Raw genomic sequence first — 21,100 nt, forward strand, 5'->3', positions numbered from 1 at the left:
AAAACAGAAATTAAAAACCCTGCATTGCAGGGTTTTTTTATTACATTGTGCGGCAACAATCTACCCACTGGAAAATCATGTAGGTGCTGTCCTGGCCTTTACCGGTTGGATAACGGAAAGGCCCACCTTGCCATTGGTATGGGGACTCACCGACCTCATGACTGTTTTTTGTCTCCGGGGTAGGGTAGAACATATTCAATTTGTACTGTTGCTTTGGCAACGTTGGGTAAATCTTGGAGCGACAAACAGTATCGTTTCCCATCGAACGGTAGGCCAGTCCACGACGATGTTCTGCGGCCAGCATACGGATCCCGACCAGGCTGGTTGTTCTGGGGGCATCCATACTCCGTACCGATCCAGTTAAAGGATACTGCCCACCCCAGGAACCGGCACACCACCAAAGTGAGTCTATTGGCTGTTTACCTGCAAATTGTGCCGCTGCTTCACCGGCGCAAGCCTGCATTGCTATCACGTTAGCCACAGCTGCTGATTCCGGGTTCTGGAAGAATGCCAGCATCGTATTATTCCAGGTCGGGTCAATCTCCGTGAAATTAATGATATCAAAATCGCTGTATGGGTCGGCATTACATTGACCGGGTAGATACATATCCAACATTCTTAATAACGGCATAGCATACATATGTGCGTTGTAGAAACTTATTGAGAAACGCTCCCGCTGTTCCTCGGCTGCTCCATCGGTCTGCGGGCCAAACTGCAAATCATTACCAAGGTCGAGTGTTACCCCTCCTAGGGATGACATGCACCCGGGTGTTCTCGTTAACTCGATGAGCTTTCTCGGTTCCCACATCGCGGTCAATACACCCGGGTGATAGACGTTCAATCCATCCTTACAGGCACATACTGTCCCTGATGCTGCATTGTCAGGTGCAGTACCTGTCATCGACAGATTAATACCGGCAAGCTTTATCGGGAAAATACAGTTCCAGCAAACATCCGTAATGAGTTTCGCTGATAAGACTTGGTTATCATGACAGACCTTGTTCTGTACGGGTGATGAAACGTCAGCCGCAAAAACCGGCATAGTAAAAGCCAGACATGCGAGCACCAGGGTCTTGGGTGATTTCAGAACTGAGAGAATTTTTTTCATTTCAGCTCCTCAAAATCTTTGCGTGAATATTCATCATTAATGAATCGCTTACTGTCGGCTGTCACAACGCTGGGCACGTTTATCAAACCATAATGTTCGGCCATGCCTGGCTGAATCATGTATAGCCTTGCGAAGTCACCGTATTCTTTCTTGGTGTCACGGAAGGTCTGCCAGCCATCACCATACACGTTTGTCGTGACCAGTATTGGCGTGAGGGAGGCTGGTGTATGTTCAAACTGATACCTGGCGAACTGGCGTTGCCATTCTTCACGTGCATCGAAAAAGATTAGCTTGATGGTAAATGGCATCACAGTTAGCGGGTTAAATCGCCCCCGTTTTGCAACGATATCGCCGTTAGGTGAAGTAATGTTTTGAGGGATAATGACCGTCGGATCGATGGTTCTGGTAGCTCGCTTTGTCGCTTCCGGGAATTCCTGGAAAACCTGGCGGGGCCAGTAGTTATCAATGGCCTTTTTCTTCATGCCATCAAAATCGAGTTTAGCGACACTCTCCTGTAGTTCATCAATAAGGTTCTTCTCTACGACCCCAACAGCGGGCCCGGCCACACCAAGGTCGCCGGTCTTGTCTTTCAGGTACGCGATGTCATAGATGCCTGTCACCCTGGCCACCAGCTCACCATCTTTTTCATGGATAATGGTCGGTACAGAACTAACGTTGTAGTTTTTGAATACAGTTGGATCGAGGTTTACGGCCAGAGAAGACTTGGAGTCGAAGGAAAGTTTCTGCCAGTGGGTAAGTTCATCAAGCAGGTTCTTTTTATCTTTTGCCCCCTGGACAACCAGAGCGATATCCGTGCGTCCATCGTATAACTTGAGAATGTCGGTGATTTCAGCATCGCTGAGAGACGCGGAGACGAGAATATAAATAAAATCACCGGCTGGCTTATTTTGTTTCTCGTTAGTCATATCAGACTTTGCTAACGCTCCTCTTACCGCATCATCGACTAGTTCATCTGTATTTTTATACTCGGGCATTTCACCCATCATTTTTCGATTATCTTTAACCGTGTCAGTAGCGCGGTCGGCAGTGGCATTTTGATTATCACGAGCCGCTTTTATGAGACTGTCAATATCTTTCATTTCAGTTGCAGATAATTGACGCTTAGCTTTTTGAATGTCAGTGACTGAGTAGTTATTAGCCGGTCTTGTCGGAATATTATCTAAGTTGGATACCGGTCTTGACGGCAGATCACTTAAATAGATACCAGTGTTTTCGGCCCAGACTGGAGTGAAAACAACAGCGGTTACAAATGCCAATATCGAAAGTCGAAAAGGTGTTTTTTTTACCATAATGGATACGCTCGGCCTATAATTTGTGACTCGTCTAATGATCCCCAGTACCTGGAATCAAAACTGTATCTGGTGCGCCCCATCATCCACAGGCGACCATTCGGTACGACACCACTACGCGTTAGCTCCTGTTCGGTATGGCCAGATTCTGCTGCTAATGCCAGTCCCTCACCGACCATAGAGCCGTTAATTGCAGTCTCTTCGGGATCAACGGAGACTGTGTCTCCCGCAATGCCATCAACAATTTTCAGCCCTTTGCCATATGGTTGCATTAGCTCAGAATGAAAGGCGTAAATTTTCCCTTTGACGATTGATTTGTCCATTTTATCGACGAGATATATTCGGTACGGAGGAAGACATTGGTTATTTTGTGGATCGATACCAATCTCATACCGGTTAAGCACGTATAGCGTCAGCGGTGCGGTTAAGAAAATAACAACGATGCTGAAAACAATATGTTGCCTCCAGCTTCGCTTTTTACGAAATATTAAGCTCCATACTGATTTGGGTGTATTCATTCGCCCACCGCTATTGCTGAGTGTTGATGGTCTGGGGGATCTTGAGCCCCGTAGGGTAGCTATAAAGGGCTGAGGCATTGAGCACAAGATACCCCGCCTCTGACAGTTTCTCAGCGCGGGCTAATACCAGCCTTGACTGGGCTTCACCTAACGGTTGACCTTTATCGTCCATAAAGTTGATGACTGCAACATAGTCATAGGGCGAGGCTGGTGGGAATAACCGCCCAAAAAGGGCGGCTCCGATGAAACCAAAAAGCAGCGCAATTGCAGCGGTTTTAATCATGCGGCTAACCCCCGCTCAACCAGAATTTCGTTGATAGCCTCTTCGGTATTGATCCCCCGGGACTTTCTGTCTTTGATCGCGGCAACGTCTTTCGGGTCAGTCGAATAGAGAAGTAAGCTGAATGGGTCAACCACAAGTCTGCAAATACCCTGGCCCGCTTTAGAAATGACAAAGATTTCTGAGTAGACACCTTTCGTGGAACGAACGGTTTTAAGGAACCGGTAACCAGCCTCGTCCAGCGCCAGACGTTTATTTGCTTCAGCTTCGTTCACTGCGGATTCACTTTGCCCCAGCAAGAGCATAAAGGCTGAGTTATCTGCGATCGATTTCCCGATACTATCTTTGTAAATATCGTTGATAGACTGGGTGATGGTAATTGCAGCTCCGTTATATTTACGGAACCGGCGATAACCTTTCTCGATGAACGCCCCGATATTTCCTGATAACAATGCCCAGGCCTCATCGATAATGACCAGCTTCATCTGGCTACGGTCGCCCATGAACATGTCCTGCTGGATTTGATAAATCAGCTGAAGGAGGACAACCTGTTTAAGGTGTTCTGAACTTTCCAGTCGGGAAAGTTCAAGTACAGTGAACGGATTTTTGAAGTCGATATTGTTCTTACCAACAAAGTACTTCCCGTACTGGCCCGCACTCGTGAACGGATAGAGCTGATGGCCAATACGTTTAATGTCTTTATCTTCATCTTTCAGCAGTGAATCAGCAACCATATCAACGGTGGTCAGCTTCTTGTGTACACGGACAAGATCAGCTACATGTTGTTTAAGTCGAGACTCTTCGAATGAATTCAGACCTTCTTTAGGAGCTGCCATCACCGATAACAATCCGATGATCAGATCTTCTTCACCGCCACTGGAGTCATCATCTTCAGACTCACCGAAATAGTCTTCGATCAGTTCGAAGAAGTTAAGACATGGCCTGGTTTTGGGATTGAAGTCGAGATAATCGCCCTGGTAGGTCTCACAGATATTTTTGTACGAGTCACCTACATCAATACACCAGACTTTAGCCCCGAGGCTTCTGTAGGCGGTGATAATGTAGTTTGTCAGGAATGACTTACCCGACCCCGACTCAGCTGCGATACAGGCGTTATAGTTAGTATCAGAATCAAACAAGTCCAGTGATTGGATCTGGCCAGAGCGCGATGTCAGCATTAAGGCGGGTTTGTCTGTACCTTGCCAATCTGCATAGAGAGGTGAAAGTACCATCGCTTCACTGAGTGCCATTGTTCGATATCGGCCAATGGACTTTTCTGCTGATGCTTCGTTAAACATTGGCAGAGCTGACAGGAAAATTGGCGCAACATAGTAGGTATCTGGGATCATCTTAAACTGATAGGTGTTCAGATAACTTGCAGCTTCCTGAGCAGCGCGTAACACGCCATCTTTTGAGTTAGAGAAGATTGATACCGTAAATTTGGCTTTGCAAATTGGGTCGTTGTTATCAACTTTTTCGCTAAGAAGATCGAAGCCCTCACGCAAGTTTATGAGTGATGGAACCCACTTAATTAATGGGCCACTGGTTTGCTGAACAACCCAGTTACGTTTCGAGGTGAATTTAGTTTTTTCACTTTGCTGATCAAAGAAAATCAGGCTCATTGAGATGATGCAGGATGATTTAATTCCAGTAACACCACTCATCATATCGCCGAGAAAGTATTGCGCTTGCCCGGGAAAGAATCTTTTCGGGAATTTTCGCGCACTCAATGTTTTCACAAACGTTGTCGGTGTAGGTGCTTCTCCACGAAGCTCGGAATCTGTCGGATCACCAAAACCGCAATAGTCTTTCTTAATGAAAAACATGCGATCGTGGTCGACTAACTGTTCTGAAATGTACTTGTCTTCTTGTGGCTGTACCGGCGTCCGGTCTCTCCAGGAGGCGCTTTCACCCTGGTTGCAAATGGAGCTCAGAACATCGATGTAACTTTCACGCGTCAATGCACCGGGACACAAACCAGTGATGCTCAGCGTCGTTTCGAACACATTCCGCAGCTCGTTAACGTGATTGAATTCTTCTTCACGCATTTCATAGTTATATTTGATCGGAATTTTTACTGTAATGAGAAGCACACAATTTCGGACGCGAGTCCCGGTTCGCTTCATCGGCGTTTCGGTGCTTTTCAAAAGGAATTTAGAGCGGTTATAAATTGCGTTACGCAGGATTGCGTCCCGGCAATCCATACGCAATACGTCCATCCGGTTAATTTTCTGTACGATGTTTGGGCTTGCAACCAGGTCAAACTGAACGATAGTTTTGGCGGGGAAGTTGGAAGACAGCAACGTTTGAAGGTTAGTCATCTCCTTGCCGGTTGTCCCGCTTAAGGGACGACAAACAAATCCGAAACCAACATATTTGTTGTCGCACATAAACAAATGATTGGATTCGTCATATGCACGTACAGGACACAAGTCAGAAAAACGCTTCAGGTTTTTGAGTCGCTGAAAAATTAAAGATTCACTCATAATGCCTCCAGGATTCCCAAGAAAGTGTTACTTGTTCTCGATAAAGTTTTTGAGGCCTTGTTTTGGTGAGCCGAGTACGTAGGAGCCGTCATCACGCACAATGAAAGGGATCATGCTGACACCTAGTATCTGAGCCGTAACTTCACGTCGAGCCAGAGCCTGCATATCGCAGTTCTTTACCTGGTCGAATTTCTGAGTGGAATTTCCGCTGATAATTGCGCGGTCTGCGCGGTAGCGGTCGGATGCACAATACAATTCAATATTTCGCTGCTGGCTTGCCGGGCCCAGAGCTCCGAGCGACAGAACGCTAACGGTGAATTCTTTCGGGTCGAGGTCAGCAAGTGCTGAAAGTGGGGCTGCACAGGCTTCACAACCAGGTGCGGTAAATATCATGACCTTTTTAGGCCCATCGCCCCATACGGCTGGGCGCAAGTCCGCGATATTTAGGTTCAGCTCTTTCATCGGAATGATGCTGGCGTTCTTGGTTATTTCGCTCATGGTGGTCAGAGGCTTTTTAGCCCATGTGTCATAGAGCGTTCCCTGTATAACGAAGCGGCCATTAGAAGACAGCAAATTAACTTTCCCATCAATCTCTAGTGCGATGATGCCGTTAGTAGGGACGACAAAACGTTTTACTTCCTGCGAATTCTGAGGAATGTTCTTGAACGCTTTTTCATTGAAAATCGTATCGATATTCCCGGTGTTTGTTTTTACTGTATCGGCGAATACAGAAGCTGATGCAGAAAGTGCCACCAAAAGTGCCGCAGTCGCGACATGTTTGATAAAGTTCATAGTAACCGCTCCAAATGAGAGAGGTTTCATTTTCACATATTGATTTATTTTGCCGCAGGGAAAAGGGCTGCAAACTGTCCCCAAAAAAAGGAAGTGATGAAATGTTAATATCGGTTTTAATTACTCAATTAGTCCAAATAAAAAGCCACAAAAAAGTGGCTTTTTATTTATGCTTTATTATTACTGGAAGCCAACCGCAAATCCTGCACCAGCTCCAACACCACCGGCTGTATCAGCCGACATGCTAAAGCGGACGTTTACTTTTTCATTGATAGCGTAATTCGCTCCTCCCGAAATTGCCCCCTGGTCTCGGTACGCGCCCATCGCCATGCCAAAACCCGACACGTTATTGAGGAAGGGAATTGAAGCGATAGCAATTGCGCTTGCTGAGCCTGCTTTTGCTCTTTTATCATTACGGTCAACCGTCTTTTTAAGGTCAGAGAACTTCTGGTTTGTGTAGCTATTAGCTGAAGCCAAGGTCTGTCGGTCACCATCAATCCGTGACTGGCGCTCAGTATCGACAAGGAAATCAGTCCTTGAGTTGATGACAGATTCACGGGCATCCGTATGACTGTTTGCACTTACAAGAGTTTGAGCATCGCCAGCAACTCGGGATGCGCTTTCAGTTGCAATTAGACTGTCGGTACGAGCGTTGATCGACACTTCACGCTCGTCGGTATAAGTATTAGTATCCGTGGCAGTCTGGCTATTGTCGTTACTGCTACCAGACCCTGTACCACTTCCTGTCCCGCTGCCGTCCGTACCGTTATTGTTATTTCCGCCTGTAGTAGGTGGCGTTGTGTTAGAGCCAGAGCCAATGGATGAAAGGTACGAACTGATGGCACTATCAGTGTACGCCTGAAGTGAACTAACGGAATTCATGAGCTGACCATAGTTCACCGCATCATACCGGCTGGAACCATCAGCAACATTAGTCAGTGTTCTTTGTACCGTAGCTGAACCAAACGATACGGTATCAGCACTATTGGAGAATGAACCGTTCCCAATGGAAATACCTCCATTTGAAGCAGAAGCATAATTACCAATAACAATTGCGTTATCATCGGATACAGTATTGTAGTTGCCAAGCACGATCGATTCGTCGGAATCAATGGTATTAATTGTGCCGATTGTGATGTTGCCAAATTTAAAAACAGCAGAGGGGTCATTAATCGGTGCAGCTGTAATATTGTTTAAGGAACCGATAGTCAAAGCGTAGGAACCACCACTCACCGTATTGAATGTACCCATTATAGAACCAGCGTAATTAGTAGCAGTGTTTCTGGAACCAAGAATTGCTCCCATACCTACCATATCCAGTTCGTTATAAGAGCCTATTACTTGCAATGCACTTCCTGAAACGTTATTGCTATAACCCATAACGGCAAGGTTTTGTCCTAGAACTTTATTGTCACTCCCAACCAGATTCAAATCAAAAAGACCAGTGCCAGTATTATTATTCCCGTAAACATTGAAACTATTGGCGTAGTCATTCCAGAATTGGCTTGGGTCGTAACTAAATGATAAGTCATTATTGCTTCCGGTAATAATATAGTTTGTTAACGAAGTAATTGTGTTGTTATTCCCTGAAACACTTGAGTTGCCGAGTGGTGATTTACAGTTTGATGGGGTTGCACAGGGTGTTAGCCCTGAAATGTTATTGCCATCACCATTTACAGTAACTTCGTCAATTTGGGTGCTATCGATTGAGTTATCTGCCACGGCTACAGCACAATGAAGTGCCAGAACAATAGCAATATATAATGACTTTTGTTTCATGTGCTTACCTTTTCAGTGATGGGTATTAAAAAGACGACCAAGGAATACAGCACATGAAAAAAGTAGTACCGGTATACCGGTACTACTGGACAATTATTTAATGTAACTCCCTTTCTGAGGAGGTTGTGATGTCTCACCCTGGGATTGTGCTGGAGCAGCGGCAACCGGTGCAGACATTGGTCTGATAACAGCAGTTGATGTGGCACTATTTCTTGCACCGACTTCCCAACGACGCGGCTCAATCTCGGTATAGACGTAGCCAGGGACGTTAAGGTCTCCATCTGCGGTCTCATAGGGGTCAACCAGCACCCGCATGACGATAGATTGCGTTCGGATGGGTTGAGGATCAGCAGCAGTAGCAGGCACAGGGACGTATCGACCACCATCGGCAGTATTCCGTCCACCGTTCCCGGCTGTAGTGCGCAGCCGCTTAACCTCCACAGGCTTTCCCGAAAGTTGGTTTTCAGATGCGGTGTCAATCTGCTCCTGGTAATCATCTCCATCGGTCAGGGCATACACATCTCGGACATTCATACATGTGACCGAATTGGGCATTCCCTTGCATCCATATTCATCGTTCTGGCCCAGTAGTGAGCAACCCGACATCGCAAAACCGGCACTAACTAAAAACAATGCCGATACAATTTTCTTCGTCATCATTTCTTGCCCCCAACGGTTTGAGTTTTTGAAGTAACACGTGTGAATTTCAGCATGACCCCTTTTTGCACAATAAAATCAACACTACGGCCTGGATCAATTTCAATTACAGGGAAAAGGTCACCGGCCATTTGCATATAGAAATCGGCAAGACGATTCAATGCGCCACCTACGCCAGAAACTGCTGCGCCCTGGAGTGCGTCAGAGCTCATAACCTGCTGGTAAGGAGTAGCGTCACTACTATCTCCATCGCGTTTAATACTGATTGTCGGAATACTCTGTACGTTAAAGAGCTGAGATGCAGCCTGTAGGAAGCCAGCGGTCAGGGCTCGTGCCAGGTATTGCCCTTGTTTGGTAACCAGTCGACCACGAACACCTGATTTACCATCTTCACCAACAGCGTAGGCTACGAGTGGGGCTTCAAAAACTGCACCGTCATCCCGAATGCACGTTATGACTTCCGATCTGAAATAAGCTCTTTCGGAGGACAAATCACCGAACCCAGCTGCAAGCATTCCGCATTCACGTATATCTGCACGGAAACGGTTTGGGAGAATTGCATCCTTTTTCACCCTGGCCAGCGCCGGATAAGGGTCTTTTCGTGCATCACGAGATGTTGGTGCATCCATCCCCGCAATCAAAACAGTACTTATGATCGACGTTGCAGGAAGGTAGGTCTGGTTCTCGGGGTTATCATCTTCGTCAGCAACGGGTGCGGCTTCAATATCTTCCTGTACAGTGATGATTTCAGGAGTTGCCTGGCTTGGTACTGCTTTGCCATCCTTCCCTTTCTGCTGACGCTGGTTTGCTGCGGGTTCCGGTACGACAGGGGGGGCCGCATCTTCGTATACGCGCTGTAATGTTTTCCCGTTATTGAAACTTCCTGAGTTTCTTGGCGCAACTGAAGGGGCAGATATCTCTTCAGGTTTATACAGAGTAGGGACGTTACGTTGGCCGTTTCCAGCCAGTGGTGTCGCTCCGCGAGACTGTTGTGAGTAAGGCACAGGGTTAGAGACGGTATCAACGCGTTTCTTAATAGCTGCAACCTCAGCGCCTGATTTTTTCTGGTTGTTCTCCAGATTGCTAAGACGCTGAGCTGTCTGATCAGCACCATATTTCTCGGTTAACGTTTTAATCAGTTGACCTTGCTCTTTAATGGTCTTGTCGAGTGCGCGAATTCGCGCCGCAATAGCATTCTGGCTAACTCCATTGGTATCACCATCGGTAAGGACGCTGGCAATCACTTTTTCTTGTGGCGCTCGATTTCGGGGGCCAGCTGAGTCGGGTATAACCAAGAGCAAAAAAAGAACGGCGAAAGTAAATACGCCAGCCCATAAAACCCATTTTTTATGCTTTGCTGAAATTGAGGCCCATTTCTCTTTTAAGGGGATAAGCATGATTTTACTCCGCGAGTTTAGGGCGCATGGAATCGTTAGCTTGTTCGTTTGGCTGGATGTTGCGGATAACGAAGTAAGCTTCAGTTCGCTGGCCAGGCTGGAGAGTGTTGCGACTCCATAGTGCTCTTGCTGCAAGCTGAGGATGGGTGCAGAGTGATTCATCAACCATTACTGTTGATGAACCAGTGTTTTGTGCAACGCCGATGATGACACTGAATTGACTACCCTGAAGATACTGGCCATTTGCAAAGGAGTAGCGAATCTGATCCTGGTCAGTACCCGTGCGGAAATTACAGTTCGGGATACCAACTCCTGAAGAGAGATTTCCCAGAGAGTATCCGGGTGGAATGTCCCCAAGCGCGATGGTTCGCATTATGTTGCGAATCGTCTCGATGTAATTATCTTTCTGTTCCCATCGCCTGGCTTTGACTTCGCTTCCACCATAGTTGTTATATGCCGCAGGCATAACACCAGAAGTACTCGTGTTGTTCAGCTTTCGTGAAAGCATGAGAGTGGCTTGCACCGGTGCAATTTTCTGAGGTACTAACGACACGGAGATCGCTACACTTTCGTCACCTTTCTCACTGATATAGAGACTTGCCGGGTTACTGTCTGAGGTGGAAACGTAGAGAGCGTTATCTTTTACATTTACAGTTACACCCTCCTGTTTAACTTTCTGCACTACAGGGTGTTCAAACGGTGTAACAAGCCGGTTGATCTGGTTAATCGAAATCGGTACGAGGGTGTTCACGCCAGGCGCAACGATATATTCCAGCCGAGAAGGAATGACTTCTTTTGTGAGTGGAACGGGACTGGCAATTGCAGCAGGTACTGGTTGAATATTACGGCCATCAATAGCTGGTTCACTCCCGCCATTGATAGAGTTACTTGCTGGTGGTGTATAGTTGTCAGGATATGGGCGTGTTTCTGTGCTGAGCATTGCCTGAGTTGAGGATGCTGGTCGAGAGGCGAGTTTTGCAGTGACTTTGGGTTGCGACTGCGCATCAGGCTGCTCAAATACCATGCCTTGATCAACAGACATTTCGCCCGCCGTTACGCTATGGGTCGCTAATGTGGACGACGCGGTAAGCAACAGGATAATTATGCGTTTACTATTCAACATTTAGCCCCCCGATAAGTGGCAACACTACGTTCATTTTTAAATTGGCTATTACCAATCAGAAAATTCATTTCGGCACATCCGTTTTGTTTACTGATTGCTGATTTATTAATCTCTCGCTTAAAGATTTATATCTCGGTTAAATCAACTAACGAAATTCTGTCAGGAAGTTCGAGCTGCCGAAGATTTCTGCCTTTGACCTTTGTGTTTATCTTCTTCACTTGGCAGCAACGGTTTGCCACTCTTTATCTCAATGAACGTAATAATGGGCCGGTAGCCTTTTACGTTAACAGTAATCTCGTAATAGACTGGCGTGGTCGATGGTTTGCCGGTGATACCTTCGAGAGTTTGGTTACCGGTGACATAAAAAGTACCAACTGCTAACGGGTCGGTGATAACCCCGACCGGATTAAAAGAAAGCGAGATTCGGTCGCGCTTAATTTGGTCAATCTGGTCGTCCATTGCTTTCATAACTTTTGTGTAAATTGAAGCGTCAAGAAACGGGCCGATAGAATTCTTGAGTAGATCTAAAGTGGCTGGGTTAGCATTTCCAAAACTGTCGGCTATATATAACGCCCATGCCTTCATATAAGAGCTGCTGGCGGCTTTTTCATCCAGCCAGGCTGTTTCTGTAAGGTTTGGCGGAATAATAGTGATGGGTTGTGTTTTGGCTAACAGAGCATAACCAAGTACAAGGTTTGCCAGAATCATTGAGGCAGAGATTAACTTGAAACTTTTGTTTTCTAACTGAAGTCCAACTAACCCTTTTTTGAAATTATGGATATTCATACAATAAACTCCCGGTCGAAGGATTCAGGTACAAAAGTGCCACCACCGAATGTGACTCCGAATTTCCAGTAACAGAGGTGCATAAAATATTTCTCAGAAGCTCGCGCCAGAAAACCGCCATAAACACGTGAAACTACAACACCCAGAATTATCATCGGTAATAATCGTCCAGTGATAATCCCAACCGCGAGAGCAACGAAAAATGGCATGGCTTCATCAATCGACCAAAAAAATAACTTTGGTGGTTCGTCAATCGAGTGAGAAATATAAACAGGTTCCATGATGACCTCTCATATGAATTTTTTCAGATTTATTGACGACAAAATGCGCCTATTTCTGACCAGAGCCTGCAAGCTGAGCCATCATTTGCATAAGGCCTGCTCCATCTACTGCGCCCTGAACAATGGCTGACTTATCACCGTAGACAACAATGTTTGTAGGGGTCTTTTGGATACCAAGCTGACCTGCTTCACGAACGTCGTCGGCTATCTTGCTGGACGGCCTGGCCGCATTGATACATTCAAGTAAGCGGTTCGGGTCTAAACCAGTTTCGCGGGCGATTTGGTCTAGCGGTGCGCTAAGACCGTGCCCGTCAGATTGGCTGTAGCGGAATAACGCTTTAGATAACTGGAAGAAAGATGGATTTCCTCCCTGCTCAACAGCACACTCCGCTGCTAAAGCTTCAGTACGGGAAGCCTGCCCGTGAACAGGAACATGTTTGAAAACCATCGCAATATTCCCTTGTGATGAATCCACGAGATCCATAACGATTGGGAAATGTTGTTTGCAGTACTGACATTCAAAATCGGAATACTCAATGATATAGAACTGAGCATCCGGGTTCCCATAAATACGTTCGTTGTCCGTAGAAGGCGCATAGGCGGTATCGGGTTTGTTTCCAGTCCGGTAACCGACATTGGATTGTTTCTGCGATTCAGGTTTTAGGCCCGCTGCATTAATGTATTTTGCAAATGCGTCCAGTAGTTCGCTTTTGTTGTTTACTACGGGCTTGTGAGTCTCAGCAACGATCGCTAGGTCATTAAGAAGTTGGGACTGTCTATCGATTTGGTAAGTAAAAAATGCAGCCGTGCTTACCATAACCATGAGCGGAATTCCAAATATAAGAGAGTTCAAAATGTTCTTTTTCATTTGTAGCCTCTTGATTGCTGCAATTGTTCCGGCGTATAGATTTCGTTTGGCTTTTGGACTTTGACCTGAGACGCCTCAGCAGCTTTTTGCTTTTTAAGATAGGGCAGTATGATTTCAGCCATGTCTTTGTTCAGGACATCCCGTGACTGAGGGTAAGTTGATGCCGTGATCTTCTGATTGAGGATACGGATTTTTTCTGGGACATCAGAAATTAGCAAATAGCTAATCATCCCTACGGTAAACGTCAGGCAGAGCAGGGCAGAAAGAATAAATGGTTTCGAATTAGTCATGCATCACCTCGCACAGCTAATTTAACAAACATGAAATATTGAGGAAAAAGAAAAGCACCGCAAATTGAGGTGCTTTTCTTAAGGTTAAATACGTTTTGGTAGGTTTGAAATAAGTAGAGATGAACCAATAGGAATCATTACTATCATTATGAGTGCCCCGATCATTGGAGGCACAGGTAACGGTATAAAAAGCGACAGGAGAACGCTATATACACCCCAGCCAATCAATACCATGCTACGACGGTTAAGAAACGGACTGGCATATCCAAAGTTATATCTTTTTGCCATCCACCGCATTACCCCTGCAAACAGAGACGGGATGATGACCACGGCCATGTACGGTAACCAATACATATCAAGTGTTAAACGATACATAATCATGTAGAGCCAATAATTCAGGTTCTCGGCAATGTTCTGGAAAAGCCCAACAAAGTATTTCAGTGGCCCGCCGTGGTTGGCCATGTCGCTGGGAGGAAGCTGGTAAAAATCCTTTAACGCCTTATCAATCCCCGTATTTACAAATGCTTCAGTATAATTGTCGCGAGCCTTTTGCAATACCATGACGAAATCTTTTTCGCCTATCATTTTATGACCCCATGCGATTTCTTTCAGAGCATTAGACTTAAAATACTCAACCGGAAAGAAGACAGAGATAAAAAGGAGAATCGTCGAACTCCAGATGATCAGTGTCTTTATCGTCTTAGGCCACTTTTCCTCATTCAACTTATCAGACATTCGATATCCCCAATCTTCGCCTTCCTCCCAGCCTGGATAATCAGTTCGTTGGTTAGCTTTCTCGGGAGATTTATCCGTGAAGTAATTTCACAGAAATTCAACGTGTGTTGAAGTTCCCGGCAAACGAACAAGCCAAGCTCAATGATATAGATCGCAAGCCGCTCCCAGTCATTCAGCTCCTGCTCGTTGTCCTGATGATAAGCTTTGATAGCGGAGCTCACTGCTGCACCAACGCGTTCATCAGGAGTAAGGGTTTTCAGTAGAGCTAACATTTGCCCAGTGATGCCATCAACACATGGCCAGATCATGGTCAAACCGTCATATGAGGCTTGATCATCTTTACGCTTTAATAGAGTTTTGGTTTTAATCATATTTACCCCTCGGCGCTGATACGTGATTTTTCACCACGAACCTTTTGTTGACGTTCGTAGATTGAAAGGTACTTTTTAGCGATAGTTCGGACATCGCTTAACTCGGACTCATTCCTCGGCATTAATATGACGGGGACTTTACCTTTTACTATTTTATTAGCCTGATTTATGGCCATGCATTCGAGGTTGGGTAACCAACCTAGCAGTTGAGATTGAAATAACTCGCCTTCTTCCTCCATCAATCGTTCCCCGACACTGCCGGTGATTTGTTCAGGATCTGCACCTGCGCTGGAGCCATGACCACGCATAATATATTTGAACTTTGTCGGTGGTACTCGTTTCATGACTGCTTCCTGGGCATCAGGATCTGGTGTGCGTAGCGCCGTAAAGTGGTTCGTATTGGTTATAACCTGCTTCATTTTGGCTTCTGAACCGAGACGGGCTTCGAAGTCGGAAGTCGATTGCGACGAAATAAATAAGCGGAACCCAGCACCACGGGTTTTATTCAACATTTTAATAACTTGGTCATTAATAACTTCAGCTGCTTCATCGATTAACACCATTACAGAAGCCAAGTCCTGACCACCAGGTTTTAAAAAATTGTACACAGTCGAGCTAACAGATGTTATATCAGACAGGAAAATAGAACCGACCGCAGATCCAGTCTCAGCATCTGCAAGGGAATTTAACCCCAAATACAACATTCCCCCGGTAGTGATGATATCCTGAATATTCGAAATTGGACGAGTATCATTCAGTTCATCTTCATCAGCACTGTCAGGGGATAACAACTCTGACATAAACCCTTGAGTTAGTTGACTAAGAATTGGCATCACGTTCAGAATCATTTTCTGGAAGTGTTCGCGCTGATGACCGAACATATCAATACCGGCTTCAATTGAAGTATCGCCTTTCCCTTTATTACCTTTAATGTCATTTCGGTAAATGTCTGCACATATTTCTGCTATTTCTTTTGGGCCTTTAATTTTAGACGAGTAACGGTCAATTTTCGCCTGTAAAATAATGTCGAAATCGGACTCTCCTAAAGTCTTGTGGCCGAATTTAGTGATGGCCATAATCAATAGAGATGCTAATGAAGAGATGTCAGCACTCAGTTGTGATTTAATATTGCGTAAAGTCGGTTTGATTTCACAGATTTTCATCAGCTCAACAACCGTAGTTAATGACATAATACCAAATGAAACAAACGGATCGCTCGTACTATCAGCACGTTGAATAACCGATGTAATTCTGTTAGCTACCTCGCCAGCCTGAGTGTAGTTAGTAATTGGAGATATTCGAGCTGATTTTTCAGGATGCGCCAATGAAACGTAATTATATTTCGTTGAGCGATCCACCAATTCCAGACAGAACTTCATCCATTCAGCCAGTTCTTCATCATTTTTGGGGTCAATGAGGATTAGTGGTTGTTTTTTTAGTGCGGCTTGAAGAATAAGTAGTTTAAAATATGTTGTTTTGCCTGAGCCGGTTGTGCCAGTTATAAGCGTATGCAACGATAAAAGTTCTTCAGAAATTCCGATCCATTCGTTTTTTTTACCTAGCGCATGAATCCAGCCGAGGCCCATAAAATTTTTGGATGGTTTGGCTACAAATTTCTTTATGTCACGCTTTATCAACTCAGATGCCAGTTGACCCTCATTCTGGCCCCACTCAAAGCCTCTGCAAATAAGATAGCTGTCAGGCTCACGAATCATCTGTTCGATAAATGATTTCATGTCCATTACGAGTGGTTTTGGTTTTCGCTTCAGGCGGCGTTTGTGCGTATAAATATCCCATGCTGCCGGGAGACTACGAATACCATAAGCAGCCTGGACTGCAACTGAGAGGTAACAGGGTAGAGATGGCATGTTAAACAGTGTATTAACCCCGATAGTTGCGGCTATACCTGCTGTCCAACCAAGAGTCTCAAGGCCTTCAAAATTTGTGCGCCAACGTAAGTTATATTTCCACTCACTCATCTTTATCCACCATTTGATTATGCATTCGTTCACTATTAGGAAGAATGTAGTCAACACCGGTCTTTGAATAGAAATCAAAGTGCATCAGCATAATCTTCTGCAATTGAGTAATATCAATGCCGAGTTCATCCGCAATACGTCGCTTTAAGGCAACGCTTACGGCAATGACAGGCTCTCCAGAATAGGTTCGCTTCAGCATACCTTTTGAAATCATTTCATTGCATAAATCTGTAATGTTGTAATCTTTATCAGAAACATCAGTTAAAGCAGAGTAAAGCAGATCGTTAAACTTCCCATCCATCAGCAAGTCGATATCATTATTAAGTTCTTTTCTGAGATATAAGCACTTCTGAGTACGATGGAAATAATACTGGGCTGGGGCTTCCATAAACCTTTGCCATAACCAGTTGGAGTCCTGAAGCAGAGCATAATTACGCTCATCAAAATCTTTATCAATAGCAATGATTAAGTGGCCTGATTCAATGAAAAGATCGTCTGAGTGGTCGGTAACATATTTAACGAGAAATTCTTTGGCCGCTTCAAGACCAGATACGTATAGCTGACTAAATTTATCGTAAAATTTTACGTTAGCCGGTATGTTGGCCGAAGTATCCGCATGAGCCGAGTAACCAAAATCGTTATCAGCTTTCACGTCATCCTGCCACATGGAATCATAATCTTCGTAAATTGAATAATCATCAATTACCTCACCAGACTGAATGCCGGTATCGACAGCATCCTGGTGCAGCTGAATTTCCTTTAATGCCTGACGGGTAGGTGAGGGCTGGGTCTGATCCAATGCATCGCTTGAAGTTGGTTCGTTGCTATTATACGAGTTGATGATTGAATGAAACTCAAGGGTTTCGTTCAGAGTTTTATGGTTTGGTTCTTTTATAAGTGAACTGGGTACAGAGAACTCAATCTCTGTTTGTGCCGATGCCAGGGTTTCTTTGAGGGAAAGACGGCGCTTGGGTTCATTATTCTCCGACACTGGCTTTGGTTGATTATCTTTGAGCCCTTTTGATTCCCCGCTGCCCGCCAGCTCAGTTGTTGGTGAATTAGTGTCATCCAGACAATCTTTTTGATTTTTGGTACTGGTATTTCTTTCCTTTACACGATTGTAGTCCTCATCAGAAAGCAGATTGAGCTTATGCAGCAGTTCGTGGGCGTTTTCCGGCGTAACCTGTCGGTTTCCAAAAATACTCTCCAGTGGAGATTCCTGTTCATCAGCAATGATTGTTCCGCCCTGTAAAACTGAGCGGTCGACCTCATTCGGTATTCCGGTTGACGGAACCGGCTTCTGACCAATGTAGGGTTCGCTTTCGACGAGTTTTGGCTGGTTTGGCCTCCCGGTCAGGTATTCCACCCATTTACCTTCAATACGGATGCGGCTGCTGCATGGTAGAGGGTCAACAGTATCGACAAATAGTACTTCTGGAGATATCAGAAGGATGCAGCTCAACGCAACTTTAGGGTCTTTGCTTTCTCTTGAACTTTTATCATTCAAGATATGAGGGGCAATACGCCAGTATGCAGTGTCATCGTCCTGGTGAACGTTTGGTCGACAGAGATGATAACTTAGCATCAGGTCAGCCAGACTATTCTGGGTTTGTGGAATAACAGCGCCGGAGTTCCTAACGGTCTCAATAATATCCTTGACCGCAACACCCCAGACGATGAATACGCCATAGGTAGTCACCCATACAGGGCTTCCTGGCTTGTTGGGAATCCAATCTCCTTTTTTCAATCTATGGCGCATGGCATCAACTACACGCTGAACCGCAGGTACACCTGACTGGCTTGCACGAATCGCATCACCGGCGTATTGCCGCATATCATAGTTAACGGATGCTGAGTCGGCGGCCTTAATGGTAGTGAGGATCTTGTTTTTAACGTCCTGACCACTGATTTTTTCTGCATTGAGCTGCGCACTGGCATTCAGTGCCCGGGTCAATTCATTGAAAATATCATTCCCGCCGTTAAGAAGGTAAACATGCATTTCTTTTGGCATGATCATCAACAACATATTGCTCGTGCTGGAGGTATGCTGGCGGTGACGGCCTGGTTTCCATACAAGATAGTATCTTTTTACATTGTTCTCTTTTGCCCAGACATGGATTGGTTCATGGCCTGGAGGCCAGTGAATTTTCCCGTCTTCGTTCCATACTTCAAAATCGGTAAATGGTTTCCCGAGGTCATGAAGTAGCCCACCAGCTGCGACTGCAAGTCGCCATGCTAATGCACGATTTGATTTATGTACGGGAACCGCCATTGAATCAAACTCGATGTTTTTAGAACGCCGGATACACTGGAAACACACTTCCAATGAATGACGCAACAATCCGGTTGCAGCACGGTGATGATGGTTTTCGGATGCCGGGAAGAGGTGAACAAAGTTAGCGAAATTTATCAGCATAGGAAGAATAAGCTGATTAAACTCAGAGTCCCTAATATCCAGTTCTCGTTTAATCGCCATCACAAGTGGTTTCTGGTAATGACGTAATACGTACTCACCCGGTACTTGAGCCGGGAATCCGATTTCGCTTGCCGGATAGCGCATATTATCTCGTGATGAAATGAGTTTCCCGATTTCTTCATCTACTGACATATCGATTTCGTCACCGAATAGATCAGTGGTAGCCTTTTTGTTATCAGGCAAAAAAGTATTCAGAATATTTTTAATGTGTCTCAGCATTAAAAGATTTCTCCGGTTAAGTACCTTGTAAGTTAACCGATTGAGAAAAAAATCGTGCTGGAAAATGACGACGTTTTGTCTTCATAAAACATAACGTCAAGGGTGAGAAATTAAGATAATGACGTTGCTATCCAATTGGAGACTAAGCAATGAAATTGGCGAATAAAATTGTTTTGCCCCTGCTGGTGGTTATTACCGGCGTAATCACCAGCGGTTGCAGTGGGACAGGTAAGCCACAACGTACTTACCTCGACGAAACGCGCAATCTCCCCGCCAGGGCCGAGTACCCCTACCAGTATCAGTACTCCGAATCCTGGCGTGGTACAGAACGCGGTGGCGCGGCTATACGTTACCCTGGGTATGAGCATACGCTCGTGAGTCCGTATGCCATCAATGATCCATCCGGGAAGCGATATGTGGCACATGACAATTACACCCAGGTCTTGCTCACTTCAGTGGCAAACACAAAGTATGCCAATGGGCCGCGTGGCACGTTCACACAGACCCCAGCATTTTGCGGGGAAAATACCTTTCTCCTTCCTAATAACACACAGAACGCCAGTAGGGCTGAATACCTCCGTATCAAAGATAAATACTGCTCAACACCTGGCTATCGGTTAAGTGCCCACGAATTAAATGTGCTTTCCAGTGGTGAACCGGAAGAGCTGCGGAAATATCGAATTCAGATGCAGATCGATAACCAACAACCTAAGTCCTAATCCATCAAAATGCGAGGGTACAATGGATAAGCAAAGAAATGAAAAGTGCAGTTCTGGAAATAAAACAATTTTTGCCTGGGCCGGGGGAATCGTTGTTGTAATCGGAATGGTTTGGTTGATGGTAATTAGTTTTATCTCGTACAAAACCCAGGTGATGACCAATCAACTGCTGGATAAAATTAGTACATCGCTGGCCAAGAACCCCGCAGTTCAACAGGGAGTGAACGGAAATATTCAGGACGAAGTAAAGGGTGCTCTTAAGTCTATCGCCGACCAAAAGCTCGCGGAAGAACGAAAGGCACTCTATAAAGGCTGGGACAAAGCAAATAAAAATACTGATGGCCGTTATATCTATGGCGAGCCTGGCGCTCGGTTTTCGTTGATCAACTATGAAGATCTGGAGTGTCCATTCTGCAAACGCTTCAAAGAAACGCCGAAGTATATCGTTGATACCGCGACAGCCGGGGCTGTTAACTGGGAATGGCGTCATTACCCTATGTCATTCCATGAGCCGGTCGCATCGAAGGGCGCAGCTGTTGCTGAGTGTATTGCGGAGCAGAAAGGGCCGAGTGCTTTCTGGGCCGTTACTGATTATTGGTTTAACCATACTGAAACAAACGGTAAAGGTTTTAAGGATGCGGACAGCATCCCAGCACTGTTTGAGGTAGACCAGGCGAAATTTGATACCTGTATGGGCAGTACTGAAGTGATTAAGCGCATTAAGCAGGATATGGAGGCCGGTTCAGCTGCCGGTGTTGATGGTACACCAACCACGATTGTGCGTGATAATGTCACCGGTAAAGAAGTCTCTGTTGTAGGCGCACAGCCCTTCTCAAAATTCGTTGAAGTGATCCAGTCTATGGTTGTCGATTCTCAGAGAGACACATCAGGCGAAGCCTCACCAGCTCAACAAGATAAATAGAAAT

At 45.4% G+C, this 21,100-nt stretch carries 20 protein-coding genes; 2 read left to right on the plus strand and 18 right to left on the minus strand.

The genetic code is table 11. The features are described 5' to 3' along the window. Positions 1-40 precede the first annotated feature (40 nt). The 18 genes from Y71_RS28460 to mobH form a co-directional block, all read right to left on the minus strand. A complete protein-coding gene (locus Y71_RS28460) occupies positions 41-1,108 on the minus strand; it encodes a TraU family protein (protein ID WP_007372234.1) in 1,068 nt (355 codons plus the stop codon). Next, positions 1,105-2,418 (minus strand): TrbC family F-type conjugative pilus assembly protein, encoded by a 1,314-nt coding sequence (locus Y71_RS28465; protein WP_016241583.1) that lies wholly within the window; start codon positions 2,416-2,418, stop codon positions 1,105-1,107. The genes Y71_RS28460 and Y71_RS28465 overlap by 4 nt, the downstream gene beginning before the upstream one ends. Beyond that, positions 2,412-2,936, minus strand: coding sequence for a signal peptidase I (gene lepB, locus Y71_RS28470; RefSeq protein WP_007372232.1), 525 nt, complete (start codon positions 2,934-2,936; stop codon positions 2,412-2,414). Before lepB ends, Y71_RS28465 begins: the two co-directional genes overlap by 7 nt. A 10-nt stretch (positions 2,937-2,946) precedes the next feature. After that, positions 2,947-3,219, minus strand: a complete 273-nt coding sequence (locus Y71_RS28475) for a hypothetical protein (protein ID WP_007372231.1) — start codon at positions 3,217-3,219, stop codon at positions 2,947-2,949. Further along, on the minus strand, positions 3,216-5,702 hold the full coding sequence (traC, locus tag Y71_RS28480) for a type IV secretion system protein TraC (RefSeq protein WP_007372230.1): 2,487 nt from the start codon (positions 5,700-5,702) through the stop codon (positions 3,216-3,218). Before traC ends, Y71_RS28475 begins: the two co-directional genes overlap by 4 nt. Before the next feature lie 27 nt (positions 5,703-5,729). Beyond that, positions 5,730-6,494 (minus strand): DsbC family protein, encoded by a 765-nt coding sequence (locus Y71_RS28485; protein ID WP_007372229.1) that lies wholly within the window; start codon positions 6,492-6,494, stop codon positions 5,730-5,732. 180 nt (positions 6,495-6,674) lie between these two features. Beyond that, positions 6,675-8,273, minus strand: coding sequence for a YadA-like family protein (locus tag Y71_RS28490; RefSeq protein WP_007372228.1), 1,599 nt, complete (start codon positions 8,271-8,273; stop codon positions 6,675-6,677). Positions 8,274-8,366: 93 nt separating this feature from the next. Next, positions 8,367-8,933 (minus strand): type IV conjugative transfer system lipoprotein TraV, encoded by a 567-nt coding sequence (traV, locus tag Y71_RS28495; RefSeq protein ID WP_016241587.1) that lies wholly within the window; start codon positions 8,931-8,933, stop codon positions 8,367-8,369. Further along, positions 8,930-10,327 (minus strand): TraB/VirB10 family protein, encoded by a 1,398-nt coding sequence (locus Y71_RS28500; protein WP_007372227.1) that lies wholly within the window; start codon positions 10,325-10,327, stop codon positions 8,930-8,932. The genes traV and Y71_RS28500 overlap by 4 nt, the downstream gene beginning before the upstream one ends. A 4-nt stretch (positions 10,328-10,331) precedes the next feature. Further along, entirely contained in the window at positions 10,332-11,450 is a 1,119-nt protein-coding gene (locus Y71_RS28505; protein ID WP_016241588.1) for a TraK domain-containing protein, read from the minus strand. 159 nt (positions 11,451-11,609) lie between these two features. After that, a complete protein-coding gene (locus tag Y71_RS28510; RefSeq protein ID WP_007372225.1) occupies positions 11,610-12,236 on the minus strand; it encodes a TraE/TraK family type IV conjugative transfer system protein in 627 nt (208 codons plus the stop codon). Further along, the gene (traL, locus tag Y71_RS28515) at positions 12,233-12,517 is read right to left on the minus strand and encodes a type IV conjugative transfer system protein TraL (RefSeq protein ID WP_007372224.1); all 285 of its coding nucleotides are present in this window, start codon (positions 12,515-12,517) and stop codon (positions 12,233-12,235) included. Before traL ends, Y71_RS28510 begins: the two co-directional genes overlap by 4 nt. A gap of 49 nt (positions 12,518-12,566) precedes the next feature. Continuing rightward, entirely contained in the window at positions 12,567-13,385 is an 819-nt protein-coding gene (locus tag Y71_RS28520) for a DsbA family protein (RefSeq protein ID WP_007372223.1), read from the minus strand. Next, entirely contained in the window at positions 13,382-13,675 is a 294-nt protein-coding gene (locus Y71_RS28525) for a hypothetical protein (protein WP_007372222.1), read from the minus strand. Before Y71_RS28525 ends, Y71_RS28520 begins: the two co-directional genes overlap by 4 nt. 84 nt (positions 13,676-13,759) lie before the next feature. Next, entirely contained in the window at positions 13,760-14,410 is a 651-nt protein-coding gene (locus Y71_RS28530; protein WP_007372221.1) for an IncC plasmid conjugative DNA transfer DtrJ family protein, read from the minus strand. Continuing rightward, a complete protein-coding gene (locus Y71_RS28535) occupies positions 14,395-14,781 on the minus strand; it encodes a hypothetical protein (protein ID WP_009654243.1) in 387 nt (128 codons plus the stop codon). Before Y71_RS28535 ends, Y71_RS28530 begins: the two co-directional genes overlap by 16 nt. A 2-nt stretch (positions 14,782-14,783) precedes the next feature. After that, positions 14,784-16,760, minus strand: coding sequence for a conjugative transfer system coupling protein TraD (traD, locus tag Y71_RS28540; RefSeq protein WP_007372220.1), 1,977 nt, complete (start codon positions 16,758-16,760; stop codon positions 14,784-14,786). After that, positions 16,753-19,455: a MobH family relaxase gene (gene mobH / locus Y71_RS28545; protein WP_007372219.1), complete on the minus strand. Its 2,703-nt coding sequence runs from the start codon at positions 19,453-19,455 to the stop codon at positions 16,753-16,755. Before mobH ends, traD begins: the two co-directional genes overlap by 8 nt. Before the next feature lie 149 nt (positions 19,456-19,604). Between mobH and Y71_RS28550 the strand changes: the two genes are divergently transcribed. After that, a complete protein-coding gene (locus Y71_RS28550) occupies positions 19,605-20,174 on the plus strand; it encodes a hypothetical protein (protein WP_016241589.1) in 570 nt (189 codons plus the stop codon). 22 nt (positions 20,175-20,196) lie between these two features. Further along, positions 20,197-21,096, plus strand: coding sequence for a DsbA family protein (locus Y71_RS28555; RefSeq protein WP_016241590.1), 900 nt, complete (start codon positions 20,197-20,199; stop codon positions 21,094-21,096). The last annotated feature ends 4 nt before the right edge of the window (positions 21,097-21,100 follow it).

The sequence above is a fragment of the Kosakonia radicincitans DSM 16656 genome, from assembly GCF_000280495.2.
Lineage (GTDB): Bacteria > Pseudomonadota > Gammaproteobacteria > Enterobacterales > Enterobacteriaceae > Kosakonia > Kosakonia radicincitans.